The organism is uncultured Tyzzerella sp. (genome assembly GCF_963558545.1).
Taxonomy (GTDB): Bacteria; Bacillota; Clostridia; order Lachnospirales; family CAG-274; genus Tyzzerella.
In genome coordinates this window covers 42,392-59,513 of sequence record NZ_CAUWHO010000008.1, presented here as the reverse complement: position 1 = coordinate 59,513, position 17,122 = coordinate 42,392, and the positions used below count along the sequence as shown (strand labels likewise).

The 17,122-nt window shown below is 28.7% G+C and carries 12 protein-coding genes and 1 tRNA gene; 7 read left to right on the top strand and 6 right to left on the bottom strand.

All coding sequences use genetic code 11. The features are described 5' to 3' along the window. Nucleotides 1-253: 253 nt before the first annotated feature. From R5Z65_RS01980 to R5Z65_RS01955, 6 genes are all read right to left on the bottom strand, one after another. Complete coding sequence (locus R5Z65_RS01980; protein ID WP_317366731.1) at nt 254-1,876, bottom strand: ATP-binding cassette domain-containing protein; 1,623 nt, start codon at nt 1,874-1,876, stop codon at nt 254-256. A gap of 14 nt (nt 1,877-1,890) precedes the next feature. Then, nucleotides 1,891-2,229, bottom strand: coding sequence for a zinc ribbon domain-containing protein YjdM (locus R5Z65_RS01975; RefSeq protein ID WP_317366729.1), 339 nt, complete (start codon nt 2,227-2,229; stop codon nt 1,891-1,893). 15 nt (nt 2,230-2,244) lie between these two features. Beyond that, nucleotides 2,245-2,736: a DUF1877 family protein gene (locus tag R5Z65_RS01970; protein WP_317366727.1), complete on the bottom strand. Its 492-nt coding sequence runs from the start codon at nt 2,734-2,736 to the stop codon at nt 2,245-2,247. A 1-nt stretch (nt 2,737) separates the two neighbouring features. Next, nucleotides 2,738-4,663 carry a YgiQ family radical SAM protein gene (locus R5Z65_RS01965; RefSeq protein ID WP_317366751.1) on the bottom strand — a complete coding sequence of 642 codons (1,926 nt, stop codon included), beginning with the start codon at nt 4,661-4,663 and terminating at the stop codon, nt 2,738-2,740. Between the two features lie 4 nt (nt 4,664-4,667). Then, a complete protein-coding gene (locus tag R5Z65_RS01960; protein ID WP_317366726.1) occupies nt 4,668-6,029 on the bottom strand; it encodes an RsmB/NOP family class I SAM-dependent RNA methyltransferase in 1,362 nt (453 codons plus the stop codon). 107 nt (nt 6,030-6,136) lie between these two features. Further along, entirely contained in the window at nt 6,137-6,742 is a 606-nt protein-coding gene (locus R5Z65_RS01955; protein ID WP_317366725.1) for a transglycosylase SLT domain-containing protein, read from the bottom strand. 109 nt (nt 6,743-6,851) lie between these two features. On the opposite strand from R5Z65_RS01955, the gene R5Z65_RS01950 reads away from it, so the two are divergent. The 7 genes from R5Z65_RS01950 (at nt 6,852) to R5Z65_RS01920 (ending at nt 17,113) form a co-directional block, all read left to right on the top strand. Continuing rightward, on the top strand, nt 6,852-9,233 hold the full coding sequence (locus tag R5Z65_RS01950; protein ID WP_317366724.1) for an endonuclease MutS2: 2,382 nt from the start codon (nt 6,852-6,854) through the stop codon (nt 9,231-9,233). 98 nt (nt 9,234-9,331) lie between these two features. Then, nucleotides 9,332-10,018 carry a response regulator transcription factor gene (locus R5Z65_RS01945; protein ID WP_317366723.1) on the top strand — a complete coding sequence of 229 codons (687 nt, stop codon included), beginning with the start codon at nt 9,332-9,334 and terminating at the stop codon, nt 10,016-10,018. Nucleotides 10,019-10,120: 102 nt separating this feature from the next. Then, nucleotides 10,121-10,627, top strand: a complete 507-nt coding sequence (secG, locus tag R5Z65_RS01940; RefSeq protein ID WP_317366722.1) for a preprotein translocase subunit SecG — start codon at nt 10,121-10,123, stop codon at nt 10,625-10,627. A 161-nt stretch (nt 10,628-10,788) separates the two neighbouring features. After that, complete coding sequence (rnr, locus tag R5Z65_RS01935; RefSeq protein WP_317366721.1) at nt 10,789-12,948, top strand: ribonuclease R; 2,160 nt, start codon at nt 10,789-10,791, stop codon at nt 12,946-12,948. A 184-nt stretch (nt 12,949-13,132) separates the two neighbouring features. Next, on the top strand, nt 13,133-15,208 hold the full coding sequence (locus tag R5Z65_RS01930) for an N-acetylmuramoyl-L-alanine amidase (protein WP_317366719.1): 2,076 nt from the start codon (nt 13,133-13,135) through the stop codon (nt 15,206-15,208). Nucleotides 15,209-15,382: 174 nt separating this feature from the next. After that, a tRNA-Leu gene (locus R5Z65_RS01925) sits at nt 15,383-15,461 on the top strand. A gap of 197 nt (nt 15,462-15,658) precedes the next feature. Next, nucleotides 15,659-17,113, top strand: coding sequence for a TrkH family potassium uptake protein (locus R5Z65_RS01920; protein ID WP_317366750.1), 1,455 nt, complete (start codon nt 15,659-15,661; stop codon nt 17,111-17,113). The last annotated feature ends 9 nt before the right edge of the window (nt 17,114-17,122 follow it).

Genomic DNA, 17,122 nt, shown 5'->3' with positions numbered 1-17,122 from the left:
TTAAAGTAAATTTTTTTCATTTTTATATCCTATTTATAGGGTATAAAAATTTTAATCACAAGACGAGGCTTTGCCTTGGATTGTGTAAAAGCCACATTTCTAGGGGCTTTAGCCCTTGTACGAAGAAATAGGCTTTTTCTTATAGTATCTCAAAAAAATAAACTTGTTATTTTTTTGAAGAGTTTGTAGACTTTGTCTACAAACTCAAAGCTAAGTTTTATACTTAGCTTTTTATATTACATATTTATAAGTATTACTCTGTTACAACGTTATAAACTTGTCGTTTTAAAGCATCTTTATCTTCTTCTAAGTATTCATCATAAGTTGTCTTTTTATCAATTAATCCATTTTCTGTAAATTCCATAATTCTATTAGCAGTAGTTTGAACTATTTGATGGTCTTGAGATGAAAATAAAATTACACCAGGAAACTTTATTAAAGCATTATTAAGAGCTGTTATAGATTCCATATCTAAATGGTTAGTAGGTTCATCAAACATAAGTATGTTAGCACCAGACATCATCATTTTAGAAAAAAGACAACGCACCTTTTCTCCACCAGATAATACATTTATTTTTTTAAGGGCTTCTTCACCAGAAAACAACATTCTACCTAAAAACCCTCTTACAAATGTAGTATCTTTTTCAGGAGAATATTGCATAAGCCAATCAACTATTGAATAGTCATTTTCAAATTCTTCATTATGGTCTTTAGGAAAATATGCAAAAGATGTAGTTATGCCCCATTTAAATTCACCTTCATCTGCTTCTATTTCACCTGATAAAATTTTAAATAGGGTAGTTTTTGCTATTTCATTAGAGCCAACAAAAGCAACTTTATCTTCGCTAGATAACATAAAAGATATATTGTCTAACACTTTTACACCATCTATTGTTTTAGATAGGTTAGTTACTGTTAAAACTTCGTTTCCTATATCTCTATTAGGTTTAAAGTCTATATAAGGATATTTTCTGCTAGATGGTCTAATTTCATCTAATTCTATTTTTTCAAGAGCTTTTTTTCTAGATGTTGCTTGTTTAGATTTTGAGGCATTGGCACTAAAACGTTGGATAAACTCTTGAAGCTCTTTAATTTTTTCTTCTTTTTTACGGTTAGCATCTTTCATTTGTCTTATTAAAAGTTGGCTAGATTCGTACCAAAAGTCATAGTTACCAGCATAGAGCTGTATTTTAGAATAGTCTATATCGGCTATATGTGTACAAACTTTGTTTAAAAAGTATCTATCGTGAGATACAACAATTGTGGTATTTTCAAAATTTATTAAAAACTCTTCAAGCCAGTTTATAGCTAAAAGGTCTAAATGGTTTGTAGGCTCATCTAGTAGTAAAATATCAGGTTTACCAAAAAGAGCTTGAGCAAGCAATACTTTAACTTTTTCAGGACCTGTTAAATCTTTTAGATATTTATAATGTAAATCTGGAGATATACCAAGACCATTTAAAAGGTTAGCAGCATCAGGCTCAGCGTTCCAACCGTCCATATCTGCAAATTCTTCTTCAAGTTCACTAGCCTTAATGCCGTCTTCTTCAGAAAAGTCTTCTTTTGCATATATAGCATCTTTTTCTTTCATTATTTCATAAAGGCGTTTGTTACCCATAATAACAGTATCTAATACAATAAATTCGTCATATTTAAAATGGTCTTGTTGTAGAAAAGATATACGCTCTCCTTTATCTACTACAACATCACCAGATGTAGACTCTATCTGCCCTGATAATATTTTTAAAAAGGTAGATTTACCAGCACCATTAGCACCGATAAGCCCATAGCAGTTACCAGGTGTAAATTTTATATTTACATCTTCAAATAAAGCTCTTTTACCAAGCCTTAAAGTTACATTATTAACAGTTAACATTTTAAAACCTCCAATTATGCTTTTTTAACAACAGAAGATTTTAGCTTCATAGCACCAAAACCGTCTATTTTGCAATCTATATCGTGGTCATCAGGAGCATCATATATAAGACGTATATTTTTTACCTTTGTACCAACTTTTATAGAAGATGATGCACCTTTAACTTTTAAGTCTTTTATAACTATAACGCTATCACCGTCATTTAATACGTTTCCGTTAGCATCTTTTATAACATTTTCTTCTTCTACCATATCTTTATTCCATTCGTATGCACATTCTGGGCATATAAGTAAGTTACCGTCTTCATAAGTATATTCAGAATTACATTTTGGGCAATTTGGTAAATTTTCCATTTTTTTATCCTCCATTTACATAATAGTAATTAGTATATTTTTATTTTTGTTGTTTGCTTGTATAAAAAAGTTTTTTAGCTCATCAAAAGCCATTTCTATTTCTTCAAATAAAATCTCTTTATCTTCTTTAAGCCACATATTAGGAAATATTTTATTTTGGTCAAATATTTTTGGGTCAAAATTAAAGTCATTAATATTTATTTTTTCTATTTCTTCAATAATTTTAGATAGTTCATCTTTTTTTATATAAGATATATATTCTTTTGTGTTAAAGACTATATCGCCAAATATGAAAGCACTTTTTGCATAATCTTCAAATAAACCTTTATCATAAATAGGGTCTTTTTTGGAAGATATAAGAAAATAAAGTCCGTTCCATATAGTATCTATATCACAACAAGGGTAAATATCATCATTATCTAGCATATATTCTATTTTGTTGTATATATTGGCATTATTTAATTGTTTTAATAAAAAGTCATCTATAATAAAATAATTAGCTATCATTTTATTTACCTTTCTTTTTATGAACGTTTCTTATTGTTTTTTTATTTTTTAAATTTTGTTTTAAATCTTTAGATTTTTTATTTTTTGTTACAGAGTTTTTCTTATAAAACTCTTTTTCGCTAGCACTTTTTCTAGGTCTTATAAGACAATGTTTATCAAAACCTACTAAATCCATACGGTTAGCTTTTTTTAAAGCCTCTAGCACTAAATCATAGTTTTTAGGCATTCTATATTGCATTAGAGCTCTTTGCATAGCTTTTTCGTGAGGATTTTTAGGTACATAAACAGGAGTCATATTTCTAGGGTCTAGCTCTGTATAGTACATACAGGTAGATAGTGTCATAGGAGTAGGATAAAAATCTTGCACTTGCTCTGGCATATATCCCAAATCTCTTAAATATTCGGCAAGCTCTATTGCAGCATCTAAATCACTACCAGGGTGGCTACTCATAAGATATGGTACAAGATATTGGTCTTTTCCTACCTGATGGTTTACATCGTAGTATTTTTTAACAAATTTTTCGTAAACATTTTTAGATGGTTTGCCCATTTTAGATAAAACTTTATCAGATATATGCTCGGGAGCAACTTTTAATTGTCCACTAATATGATGCTCACATAATTCTTCAAAAAATTGTTGATTATTTTTATCGTGTATAAGATAGTCATATCTAATGCCAGAGCGTACAAACACTTTTTTTACTTTTGGTATTTTTCTAAGTTTTTGTAAAAGTTTTAAATAATCTGTATGGTCTATTTTAAGTTTTTTACAAGGCTCTGGGAAAAGACATTGTTTATGAGTGCAAGCACCTTTATCAAATTGTTTGTCACAGGCAGGGCCTCTAAAATTTGCAGTAGGACCTCCTACATCGTGGATATATCCTTTAAAATCTGGCTCCCATACTAATTTTTCTGCCTCTCTAATAATAGATTGGTGGCTACGTCCTTGCACAACTCTGCCTTGATGAAACGTTAAAGCACAAAAATTGCAACCACCAAAGCAACCACGATTTGATATAAGGCTAAATTTAACTTCTTCGATAGCAGGCACACCGCCATCTTTTTCATAAATAGGGTGATAGCTCCTCATATATGGCAGGCTATAAGAGTTATCAAACTCGCTTGTTGTAAGAGGCATAGTAGGTTTGTTTTGCACAACATAAACATCGTTATAAGGTTCTATAAGCATTTTAGATAAAACAGCGTCTGTATTTTCATATTGTTTTAAAAAACTTTTTGCATATACAATTTTATCTTCACATACTTCTTTATAAGAAGGTAGCATTATATAATCTTCATATATATTTTCTAATGTTTTTGTTTTATAAACAGTACCTTTTATATAGGTTATTTGTTCTATTGGTATACCACTATCTAGGCTTTCTGCAAGCTCAACTATTTGATGCTCACCCATACCAAACATTAGTATATCTGCTTGAGAATCTAAAATAATAGAGCGTCTTACTTTGTTATCCCAATAATCATAATGAGATAATCTTCTAAGGCTTGCCTCTATACCACCTATTGCAATAGGTATATTTTTAAAAGCCTCTCTTATTTTTTGGCAATATACTATTGTTGCTCTATCTGGCCTAAGACCACTTTTACCACCAGGGGAGTATAAATCTTTTTCTCTTCTTTTTTTAGCAACGCTGTAATGGTTAACCATAGAATCTATGTTACCACCTGTAACTAAAAACGCAAGTCTAGGTTTTCCTAATTTTTTAAAGTCATCAGTATTTTTCCAGTTTGGTTGAGCAATTATACCTATTTTAAAGCCTTTACTTTCTAAAAGTCTAGCTATTATAGCAGCACCAAAGGAGGGGTGGTCTACATAAGCATCTCCAGTAACAAGTATAAAGTCAAGCTCGTCCCAACCTCTTTTTGTCATATCTTCTTTACAAATTGGTAAAAAGTCCATATTAATCTCCTTAAATTCTCCAACCAGATAAATATTTATTTTTTAGTCTGCCTTTTTGTACTTTACCCCAACCAATAGGGTACTTATCTATACAAATAAGATGCCAACCATCTTTTTTTGTATCTACTTGAAAGCTTTCTCCTTTTAAATATCTAGTTAAGTTTTCATCGTTTATGTTAAATGAAATTGTATATTTTGCATCATCTTTTTTTAACCCCATAGCAAAAGCTTGAGATGGCTCAAAACGTTTTGTCTTTAGCTCACCTAAATAAAAACCACTTCTTACAACTCTAAGACCACTTAAATCTATTCCGTTAGGTATAGAAAACACACTTGTTTTATGTATTTCTATATTTTCATACATAGGGATATTTAAATTTTCTTTAAAAAATATTTTCATATCTATAAGCTCTTTTTTGTTAGTTTGTTTTATTTTAACTATATCTTGATTTTGTGGTGTTCCTTTTTTTCTAAGTAGGGCTAAAAAATGACCTTCTCCTTTTATTTTATACGGCATAAGACGCCCTGTTTTTTCTATATCAGGCACAATATTATTTTCGTTTATCCATTCTTTTCTACCATTTTCAAATCCAGATGATTTATCAAAATCTATAAGTTCAAAATCTGTATTTTGTAATAAAAATTCATTTATCATTTGTTCATTTTCTTCTGGTGCAAAAGTGCAAGTAGAATAGGCTATTATACCACCATTATCTAGCATATCTTTAGCATAATATAAAATCTCTCTTTGAAGGTTACAACAAAAGTCTGTCTTATGTGTTTCCCAGCTTTTTATAGCCTCTTTATCTTTTCTAAACATACCTTCTCCAGAGCAAGGAGCATCTACTATTATTTTATTAAAGTATCCTTTAAACTTTTTGGCTAAATTTTTAGGTGTTTCATTAGTTATGATAGCATTATACACTCCACTTATTTCTATATTTTTAAGAAGTGCCTTGCACCTTGTAGCACTAATATCGTTTGTAACTAAAACACCAGTACCGTTTAGCTTGCCTGCTATTTGGGTGCTTTTTCCACCAGGAGCAGCACACATATCCAATACTTTGTCATTTTCTTCTATAGGTAACATAGCACCAGTAGACATAGCGCTAGGCTCTTGTATGTAAAACAAACCAGCATTATAATAAGGGCTTTTAGCAGGTCGATTATCTTCATAATAAAAGCCTGTGTTACACCAAGGTATAGGCTCTAAATCAAAGTTTAATAAGTGTTTTAAATCGCTAGGGTTAATTTTTAAAGTGTTAGCTCTAAGCCCTTGATAGTTTTTATCTTTAAAGCTTTTAATATATTTATCAAAATCATCTTTTAAAAGATTTTGCATTTTTTCTATATATTTTATAGGTAAATCCATTTTTTCAATCCTTTTGTGAAAATATTTTTAAAATTAGTATGTAAAATGTGCCTTAGTGTAATAGTAATAATTGCCTATGTTTTAAACATAGGCAATTAATAAAATGTTTATATTTTTTTATTTTTATTATATTGCTGTAGCATATAATCTTTTTGGTAGCCTAAAACTTTTGGCACATAGTTTTGAGTTTCTTTAAAAGGTGGTATACCATTATATTTATTAACGTTACCAGGGCCTGCATTGTATGCTGCTAAGGCAAGCTGTGTGTTATTGTCAAATCTATCTAGTTGTTTTTTAAGATATTTTGTACCACCATCTATGTTTTGCTCTATATCATAAGCATTAGTAACTCCAAGTCCAGAAGCTGTTTTTGGCATAAGCTGCATAAGACCCATAGCACCAGATGATGATGTAGCGTTAGGGTTAAAGTTACTTTCTTGGCGAATAACAGCAGCGATAAGGCTCTCATCTATACCATATTTTGCAGAAGCTTCTGATATAGCATCTTTTATAGCTTGAGAAACATCGCTTTTTGGTATACCATTTTGTTGATAATCATCTAAAATTTGTGTAAAAGATTTTTGTTCTGATTTACTTTTTTCTTCATCTATGTTATTATTGTAATAATATGTTTTATTTGTAATAGGGATAGGTATTTTAGATTCTATATTGGAAATAATTTCGTTATAGATACTAGACACATTAATATTCATAATAATCTCCCTTCATTATTTTTTTAAGCATATATTTTAATTGTAATACAAAATTGTAAAAAATTCAACTATAAATTTATGTATTTGTATAGGAAAAATAGAGGTAAAAATGAACGAGAAAGCTTTAAAAACTTTAGAATTTGATAAAATAATAGAAAAGATAGCTAGTTTTGCAAGCTCTTTTGTTGGAAAAGAAAAGGTGAGAGCTTTAAAACCTAGCGATGATATAAAAGAAATAAAAATTTGGCAAAAAGAAACCTCTCAAGCTGTTAGTATGATATTAAAAAAAGGTTCTTTAAAAATAGGTGGGCTTAGAGATATAAATCCTTTTTTACAAAGGACGGCCGTAGGAGGTAGCTTAAACTTTGAAGAGCTTTTAAATGTTGCAGATTTTTTAAGTGCTTGTAAAAGGGCAAAAGATTATGCTAAAAGTGAAAATAAATACGATGTATATGATGCTTTAGAGCCTAAATTTGAGGTGATAGAGCCAATAGAAAGCTTAGATAAAGAGATAACTAGATGTATAATATCTAATACAGAAATGTCTGATGATGCTAGCCAAAAGCTAAGAGAAATAAGACGAGATATAAAGATAGCTAATGAAAGAGTAAGGCTAGAGCTTAATAAAATAATACAGTCTAGCACATATAAAAATATGTTACAAGACCCTGTTATCACAGTAAAAAGCGATAGATATTGTATACCAGTTAAGGCAGAATATAAAAATTCTTTTTCTGGTATGGTACACGACCAATCGGCAACAGGTGCTACTGTTTTTATGGAGCCTACAAGCGTTGTTATGCTCAATAATAAAATAAAAGAGCTACATTCTGATGAACTACAAGAAATAAACAGAATACTTAAAAAATTATCTGAAATGGTAAATGAGCATAGGGATATTTTACTTAGCAATTTAGTTGTTTTAACAGAGATAGATTTTATATTTGCAAAAGGGGAATATTCTATAAGTATTAATGGTACAGAGCCTATATTTAATGAAAAAGGATATATAAATATTAAAAAGGCAAGACACCCTTTATTAGATAATAATAACGTTGTATCTACCGATATTTACCTTGGAGATGAATTTACTACTCTTCTTATAACAGGGCCTAACACAGGAGGTAAAACGGTATCTTTAAAAACAATAGGGTTATTTACATTGATGGGGCAGGCAGGGCTTCATATATCAGCTTTTGATAATTCAGAGCTTGCTGTTTTTGATAATGTATTTTCTGATATAGGTGATGAGCAAAGCATCGAGCAAAGCCTTAGTACATTTTCTGCTCATATGACAAATATAGTGTCTATATTAGATGAGGTAACAGATAATTCGCTTGTTTTGTTAGATGAGCTTGGAGCAGGGACAGACCCAACAGAGGGAGCTTGCCTTGCTATGTCTATTATACAATATTTACACGATAGGCAAATAAGAACAGCTGTTACAACACATTACAGCGAGCTTAAAGTTTTTGCTATATCAACTAAGGGCATATCAAATGCTTCTTGCGAATTTGACGTAAAAACACTTCGCCCTACTTATCGTCTTTTAATAGGTGTGCCTGGTAAAAGTAATGCTTTTGCTATATCAAAAAGATTGGGTCTTCCTGATTATATTATAGAAGATGCTAAAAATATGCTTAGTAAAGAAGATACTAAGTTTGAAGATGTTATTACAGACCTTGAAATAAACAAAAAATCTTTAATGATAGAAAAAGAAAGAGCCGAAAGTTATAGGCTAGAGGCAGAAAAGCTTAAAAAAGATGTAGAAAACCAAAAGAAAAAAACAAGAGAACAAAAAGAAAAAATACTTTTAAAAGCTACAGAAGATGCAAAAAGAATATTAGCTAAGGCTAAAATAGATGCAGATAATGCTGTAAAAGAGATACAAAGATTGGCTAAAGAAAAAGCAAGTCAAAATGATATTAATAGCCAAAGACAAAAATTAAAAGATAAACTATCTAAATTAGATGAAAGAATAGATAAATTTAATAATAAAAATTCTCAAAAGCGTGTTATACCTAAAAATCTTAAAAAAGGTGATAGAGTTTTTATACATTCATTAAATCAGTCTGGCACTGTAACAAGTGAACCTAACCAAAAAGGTGAGGTAATGGTTATGGCAGGTATTATGAATATAAAAACAAATTTAAAAGATTTGTCAATAGATACAACCTATGTAGAGCCTAAAAAAGAACATATAAAACCTAAAAAGACAAGTAGCTTTAAAAATAATAAAGCACAAACTATATCTTATGAAATAGACCTTAGAGGGCTTTATGTAGATGAGGCAATAGAAAAAGTTGATAAATTTATAGATGATGCTTTTTTAGCAGGTATGGACACTATAAGCGTTATACACGGCAAAGGAACAGGTGCTTTAAGAACAGGTATACACGAATATCTTAGAAGACATAGCAGAGTAAAAAAATATCGTTTAGGAGAATTTGGCGAGGGAGATGCTGGTGTTACTATTGTAGAACTTAAATAATATTTTTACAATATCTATAAAATTAAAAAAATATTCATTTTTACTTAAAATTTGAATAGTAAAATCTTTATAAATAGATTTTAAAGGGGAGAAATTTTATGAGTAAACTAAAAATATTAGTTGTAGATGATGATGAGCATATTGCAGAGCTTATAAGTTTATATTTAAATAAAGAAGGCTATGAAACAAAAGAAGTATATAGTGGTAGAAAAGCTATAGAAGAATTTTCAAACTTTTCGCCACATTTAGTTTTACTAGATATTATGTTACCAGAGATAGATGGTTATCAAATATGTAGAGAGATTAGAAAAATAAGCTCTGTACCTATAATAATGCTTACAGCTAAAGGAGAGATATTTGATAAAGTTTTAGGGCTTGAGCTTGGAGCAGATGATTATATAGTAAAACCTTTTGATAGCAAAGAGCTTGTTGCTAGGGTAAAGGCTGTTCTTAGAAGATTTGATAATAAAGATGATAGTATACAGTCTAACCAAATAGTTGTACCTAATATGACTATAAACCCTTCAACATATGTAGTAACATACCACGGCACACAGCTAGAGCTACCACCAAAAGAATTTGAACTGTTAAACTTTTTAGCACAACACCCAAATCAAGTTTTTACTAGAGAGCAACTACTTGATAAAATATGGGGATATGAATTTATAGGAGATACTAGAACAGTAGATGTGCACGTTAAAAGGATTAGAGAAAAAATGCCTTATGAAGATGTATGGAGCTTAAAAACTGTTTGGGGTGTTGGGTATAAATTTGAAAATAAGTAGAATTTTATAACAATATAACTAGAACCTTTTGTAAAATTTTTATTGATATATATCTTTTAGTATGATAAAATAAAAAAAGTGATTTTTTTAGGAGGTAAAAAAATGAATGATAATGTAGAAAATAACATAGAAGAAACAACAGCAGATAATAGCCAAGAAAATAGCTCTGAAAATACACAACAAGAAGAATTATCTATTGAGCCTAGAGTTGTAGAGGAAACAAAAGAAAAACAAGTTGGTATAGAAGGAGAAATTTTACCAGATGAAACAAGCGAAGCTACAACAAGTACAGAAAATAGCACTGTTGTAGATGAAAGTACAGAAACAACTACATTAACAGAAACAGCTAGCAAGCCTGACAGTATGAGTATACCTTTTATAGGACTTTCTGTTATACAATGTATAGTTGCATTTTTACTTATTGTTGTTGTATTACAACAATCTAAGTCGGCATCGGGTATAACATCAAGCTCTATTGTAGGTGGGGATAGTCAGTCTTATTGGAACCAAAATAAAGGTAGAAGTAAAGAAAGCAAATTAGCTAGACTTACTATTATACTAGGTGTAATATTCTTTATTGTAACAATTGCTTTAGGTTTTGTTAGATAAAAATAATTATAAAATTATTATTGCCTATTTAAGATTATCTTAAATGGGCATTTTAAATATATAAAATTAAAAAATTTATTAAGTGTTGTAAAAATTATAAAAAGATTGTATAATACTTATAGAATTATATAAAATAAAAATAACACATAGGAGGTGTTAAAATGATAGATATAGATAGTAATATTTTAGATGAAAAAAAGGCAAAAATATTAGGTTTTGTTAAATCTAAGGAATATAAGCCTATGAAAATAAACGATATTATGATGTTTATGGAAGTGCCTGTTAAAGATAGAGATTTATTTGAACAAATAGTAAATGAGCTATTGGTAGATGGGAAGCTTGTTTTAACCCAAAAAGGTAAAATAATGCTACCAGAAAGCTTAAATATGGTATATGGTACTTACACTAGTACATCTAAAGGTTTTGGATTTGTTGTAGTAGAAAATGATGACTTATATAACAAAAGAGATATATTTATACACGAAAAAAATACTAATGGAGCTATGCATAAAGACAAGGTGCTTTGCCAAATAACAGAAGAAGAAACAGGCAAAAGGCCAGAAGGTGTTATAATAAAAGTGTTGGAAAAAGGATTTAAACATATAGTAGGAACATTTGAGCAAAGCCAAAGCTTTGGATTTGTTATACCAGATGAAAAGAGAATGTATAAAGATATTTTTATACCTAAAAAATACACTATGGGTGCAGTTACAGGACATAAGGTTGTTGTAGAAATAATAAAACAAGCAGAAGAGGGTAAAAAACCAGAGGGAAAGGTTACAGAAATAATAGGACATATAAATGACCCTGGTGTAGATATTTTATCTATTATAAAACAATTTGAACTACCAACAGATTTTGATGACTTAGTTTATAAGCAAATAGAAAATATACCTAGTGAAGTACTAGAAGAAGAAAAAATAAATAGGCTTGATTTAAGAAATTTACAAACTGTAACTATAGATGGAGAAGATGCTAAAGACTTAGATGATGCTATAACTATACAAAAATTAGAAAATGGACACTATAGCTTGGGTGTTCATATAGCAGATGTTACACATTATGTAAAAGAAGGTACTGCTCTTGATAGAGAGGCAATAAAAAGAGGCACAAGTGTTTACCTTGTAGATAGAGTTATACCTATGTTGCCACATAAATTATCTAACGGTATATGCTCATTAAATGAAAAACAAGACAGATTGGCTTTAAGCTGTATAATGGAAATAGACCAAAATGGTACTATTTGCAATCATCAAATAGCAGAAACACTTATAAATGTAGATAAGAGAATGAGCTATACTATTGTAAATGATGTTTTAACAAACGAAAATAGTCCTTATTTAGAAGATAATAAAGATTTTTTAAATATGTTTAAAACTATGGAAGAACTTAGAAATATACTACTGCAAAAACGTATAAAAAGAGGGGCAATAGAGTTTGATTTTGAAGAAGCTAAAATTATTTTAAATGAGGATAGACAGCCAATAGAAATAAAGCTATATGAAAGAAATGTTGCTACAAGTATAATAGAAGAATTTATGCTTGTAGCTAACGAAACAGTTGCAGAGCATTATTATTGGCTAGAGTTACCTTTTGTTTACCGTTCTCACGAAGAACCAGATGTAGAAAAAGTAGAAGAAATGGCAGAATTTATATCTAAATTTGGATATAAACTAAAAGGGAGCAATATACACTCTAAGGCCTTTCAAAAGTTACTTGATAAAGCTAAAGGAACACCAGAGGAAATGGTTATAAGTAGGATAGTGCTAAGAAGTTTTAAGCAGGCTAGATATACTTTTAGAAATGAAGGACATTTTGGTTTGGCAGCAAAATATTATTGTCATTTTACATCTCCTATAAGAAGATATCCAGATTTACAGATACACCGTATTATAAAAGAAAATATAAATGGAAATTTAAATGAAAAAAGAGTAAATACACTAAGTAAAAAATTACCAGATATTTGCCTAAAGTGTTCTAATAGAGAGCGTGTGGCAGAAGATGCAGAGAGAGAAACTTGCCTTGTTAAAAAAGTTGAATATATGCAAGATAAGATTGGACAAATATTTAAAGGTGTTATATCTGGCATAACTAGTTGGGGTATATATGTAGAATTACCAAACACTATAGAGGGTATGGTATCTCCTAAAAATATTGAAGATGATTATTACTATTATGATGAAAAAAATATGCAATATTTTGGAGAGAAAACAGGTAAAAGATATTCTTTAGGTAATGTAGTTACAGTTAAGCTTATATCTACTGATATGTATGAAAGAACGATAGATTTTAAATTTGTTTTAGAAAATGAAGAAGAATAAGTGTTAAATATTATAATAACAAAAAGTATCTATATAATTTTAGATACTTTTTGTTATTATATACGATTAGGATACTTAAAAATAAAGATTATTACATTTTTATTTCAAATATGCGTAAGTATTGTAATTATATAAAGAAATTTGTTATAATATAAAAATACAAGAAAAATAATGGAGGCTACTTATGTTTAAACAAAAAAATTTTCTATTAGTGTTTTTTACTATGATATTTGTTTTAATGATTAATATTTGTACATTTTCAGCGCCATATGTAAATTTTAAAATAACATATGATAACAAAACATATACATATAATAAAGAACGTGTTTATTTATATGTTAATTCTAAAAAAGTGGAAGATTTACCTCTAGAGCCTATTATAATTAATAATTATACACTTGTGCCAGCTAGAGAAAGCTTTGAAAAAATAGGAGCAAGTGTTACTTGGATAAAAGATAAGGAGCAGGTACAAGTAGTATATAAAGATATGGTTGTTCTTATGAAGATAAATGATGTAAATGCAACAGTAAATGGACAACTATTTAAGATGAGTATCCCACCTAAACTTATAAATAGTAAAACTATGATACCTGTTCGTTTTGTAAGTGAGGCTATGGGACTTGATGTTGTGTGGAAAAATGATGAAAGAATAATAGATATTAAAGAAAAAATATTACAAGATACAACAACAGAAACAACTACATTGGAAACAACTACAATATCTAATCCCCAAATAAATATTGAAGGAATAAATATGCCAGATTCTGACGAAAGAACTTTTAGTATATATTCAAATAAAAAAATTGAAAAGTTTGAACAAGTAATACTAGATAATGGAGCAGTTGCTATAGATATATATAATTCTAAAAATAATATAAACCAGACAAGCATTGATAGTATAACAGAATTTATATCTAATGTTACAATAGAAAATAAAGATAATAACATAACAAGATTTATTTTTAAAACAAAAAGCTCAGTTTTAAACAATAACTTTTTATCAGAAGATGGAAAGACATTATATGTAAATTTTGGAGGAAATCCAATTAAAAAATTAGATATGTATAATGACGGTGTTAATGATATTTTAAAAATATATGGAGAATTTGCACCAGATGTTAACATAACTAAAAATGAAGCTAAGGATAGATTAAATATAGAAATAAAAAATGCAGCTCTTGTAGGATTAACGGAAAATATACAAAAAACAAAGTATATCAATAATTTGGATTATAGTAAAAGTACAGGAGTTAATATTAACATAGAAGCTACACTTAATGAAGATATTAAATTTTCTCACAAAAAGCAAGAAAATACAACAGTAATAACAATATATAAGGAAGAAAACAATAGTAACATTGACACTAACAATGAACTTAACAGTAATATTACATCTAATAGACAATTTAAAATAGAGAAAAAATCTAGTGTGCCTATTAATATAAATAATATTAAACATACAGACAACTATTTAAATAAAGAATATATACTAACATTTGATACAGATATAACACCTTTAATAAATATAGGCGAGCATAGAGTTGATAATGAGCTTGTAAACAAAATAACGGTAGAAAATGTATCTAATAGGACACAAATGATAATAGATTGTAAAAAAATAACAGCCATTAATGTAACAGAAGATATCAATTATATATATATTAATATGCTTTTACCAAAAGAAAAATATAAAAATGTAGTTGTTGTAGACCCAGGACACGGTGGAGAAGCACCTGGTACTACTGGAAATGGGTTAGTAGAAAAAGATATAAACCTTGATATTTCTCTTATATTAAATCAATTATTTGAACAAAACCATAATATTAAAGCTTATTTTACAAGACTTGAAGATGTAAACCCAAGCTTTAACGATAGAACTAATATGTCAAATGAAGTTGGAGATATGTTTGTATCTATACATCAAAATGCGTCAGGAAAAGGTGAACCTGGGCCTAATGGTACTGAAGTATATTATTTAAACCCTAATACAAATGACACTGGACTTACAAGTAAAGATATGGCAGATATTTTGCAAAAAAATTTACTAAAAGAACTTGGTACATTAGATAGAAAAGTAAAAACATCTAATTTAATTGTGCTTAGAAATAATAAAATACCTGCTGTTTTATGTGAAATAGGATTTTTAAGTAACCCTGCAGAAGCAGCAAGAATAAGTACACCAGAATTTAAACAAAAAGCAGCTAAGGCTATTTATGATGGTATTTTAGAAATAACAGAAAAGTTTCCTAGCAAAAGGTAAATTTTATAAAACAAAGATAAGAAAGTATAAGTATAATATTACACTATCTTATCTTTGTTTTATATATTTTTATTATATACATATTATTTATAAATAAGCTTATTTAAAAAAACTAACAAAAGTATTGACATATATATTTATATATGTTATCATATACAAGAAAGTTAAGGATTTGCGGACATGGCGGAATGGCAGACGCGCTAGACTTAGAATCTAGTTCCTAGGAGTGTGGGTTCAAGTCCCACTGTCCGCATAGTTTAAGTCACTATTAATAGTGGCTTTTTTTATTTATATCAATTACGGTATGACTTATATTTTTAAAGAGGAAATATACACAGGGATTGTATTAATCTTTATAAATAAATATATTAATATATATTCTTGAATACAAATTATCCAAAAAAATAATTTATAGCTTTAAAAATAAATATACATAATTATTAAAAAAATATTGCCTTATATTTTAAATATGTTATAATAAAATTGCTAAAGAAAGGGAGAGATAGAGTGAAAACCAAAGAAAAAAGTTTATTTCATTTTAAGCCACCACATATTATAGCTTTTAGTTTTTTTATTGTAGTAATTATAGGGGCTTTTTTATTAAATTTACCAATAGCTAGCCAAAATGGAAAAAGTATTGGATTTATAGATGCACTTTTTACATCAACATCAGCCGTTTGTGTTACAGGGCTTGTTGTAGTAAATACACTTTATCATTGGAGTTTGTTTGGAAAGATTGTAATATTGCTTCTTATACAAATAGGTGGACTAGGATTTATGAGTTTATTTACCATAGTATTAGTATTTTTGGGCAAAAAGATAACATTAAAAGAAAGAATATTAATACAAGAATCATTTAATCTATCAACTTTTAAAGGTATGGTAATGTTTTTAAAAAAAATAATAAAAGTTACATTTATTATAGAGGGCATAGGAGCAATAATATTATCTTTAAGATTTATACCAGAGTACGGATTTTTTGGAGGAGTTTTTAGAGGAATATTTCATTCTGTATCAGCTTTTTGTAATGCAGGTTTTGATATATTGGGGGAAAATAGTCTTGTTCCATATGCTAGAGATTACACAATAAATATAACTATAATGTTACTAATTATATTAGGTGGTTTAGGTTTTACCGTTTTAATAGATATTAGCAAGTATACTAAATATAAAATAGCAAAGTTTAGAAAGAAAAAAGTAGAATTATTTACTATGACAGTACATTCTAAATTGGCATTAACTATGACGTGTATACTAATATTACTAGGTGCTATATTAACATTTGTTATAGAATATAATAATCCCAAAACTTTATCAAATTTTAGGTTTGATGAAAAAATTTTAGCATCTTTATTTCAATCTGTTACACTAAGGACAGCAGGATTTGATGCAATAGGACAGGCAGATTTAAGCTATGGCTCAAAATTTTTAGTAATTATATTAATGTCGATAGGAGGGTCGCCTGGTGGTACAGCTGGTGGTATAAAAACAGTAACTATAGGTGTATTAGCACTAGCTGTTATATCTGTTATAAAAGGTAAAGACTGTATAATAGCTTTTAAAAGGAAAATAAGTGTATCTACTATACAAAAAGCATTGTCTATTATTATGATGATGATGACATTAATTTTTATTGCAACTATAATTTTGACTATGACAGAAGATGGTATAGGTGTAAAATATGAATTTATAGACCTTTTATATGAGGTTTGCTCTGCCTTAGGTACAGTGGGATTATCTACTGGTGTTACTCCAACTTTATCTTTTGCAGGAAAGATTGTAATAATATTATGTATGTTTATTGGTAGATTAGGGCCTATAACAATTGTACTAGCATTATCATTTAGAAAACCTAATAAAAAAAATGTTATACATTATCCAGAAGAAAAGATAATAGTAGGATAATACGGAGGG

What these genes read in the sequence shown, in the direction of transcription:
- R5Z65_RS01970 (WP_317366727.1), bottom strand. Translation starts at nt 2,736, where the DNA reads ATGATAGCTAATTATTTTATTATAGATGACTTTTTATTAAAACAATTA.
- R5Z65_RS01975 (WP_317366729.1), bottom strand. Translation starts at nt 2,229, where the DNA reads ATGGAAAATTTACCAAATTGCCCAAAATGTAATTCTGAATATACTTAT.
- rnr (WP_317366721.1), top strand. Translation starts at nt 10,789, where the DNA reads ATGATAGATATAGATAGTAATATTTTAGATGAAAAAAAGGCAAAAATA.
- R5Z65_RS01955 (WP_317366725.1), bottom strand. Translation starts at nt 6,742, where the DNA reads ATGAATATTAATGTGTCTAGTATCTATAACGAAATTATTTCCAATATA.
- R5Z65_RS01945 (WP_317366723.1), top strand. Translation starts at nt 9,332, where the DNA reads ATGAGTAAACTAAAAATATTAGTTGTAGATGATGATGAGCATATTGCA.
- secG (WP_317366722.1), top strand. Translation starts at nt 10,121, where the DNA reads ATGAATGATAATGTAGAAAATAACATAGAAGAAACAACAGCAGATAAT.
- R5Z65_RS01930 (WP_317366719.1), top strand. Translation starts at nt 13,133, where the DNA reads ATGTTTAAACAAAAAAATTTTCTATTAGTGTTTTTTACTATGATATTT.
- R5Z65_RS01950 (WP_317366724.1), top strand. Translation starts at nt 6,852, where the DNA reads ATGAACGAGAAAGCTTTAAAAACTTTAGAATTTGATAAAATAATAGAA.
- R5Z65_RS01960 (WP_317366726.1), bottom strand. Translation starts at nt 6,029, where the DNA reads ATGGATTTACCTATAAAATATATAGAAAAAATGCAAAATCTTTTAAAA.
- R5Z65_RS01980 (WP_317366731.1), bottom strand. Translation starts at nt 1,876, where the DNA reads ATGTTAACTGTTAATAATGTAACTTTAAGGCTTGGTAAAAGAGCTTTA.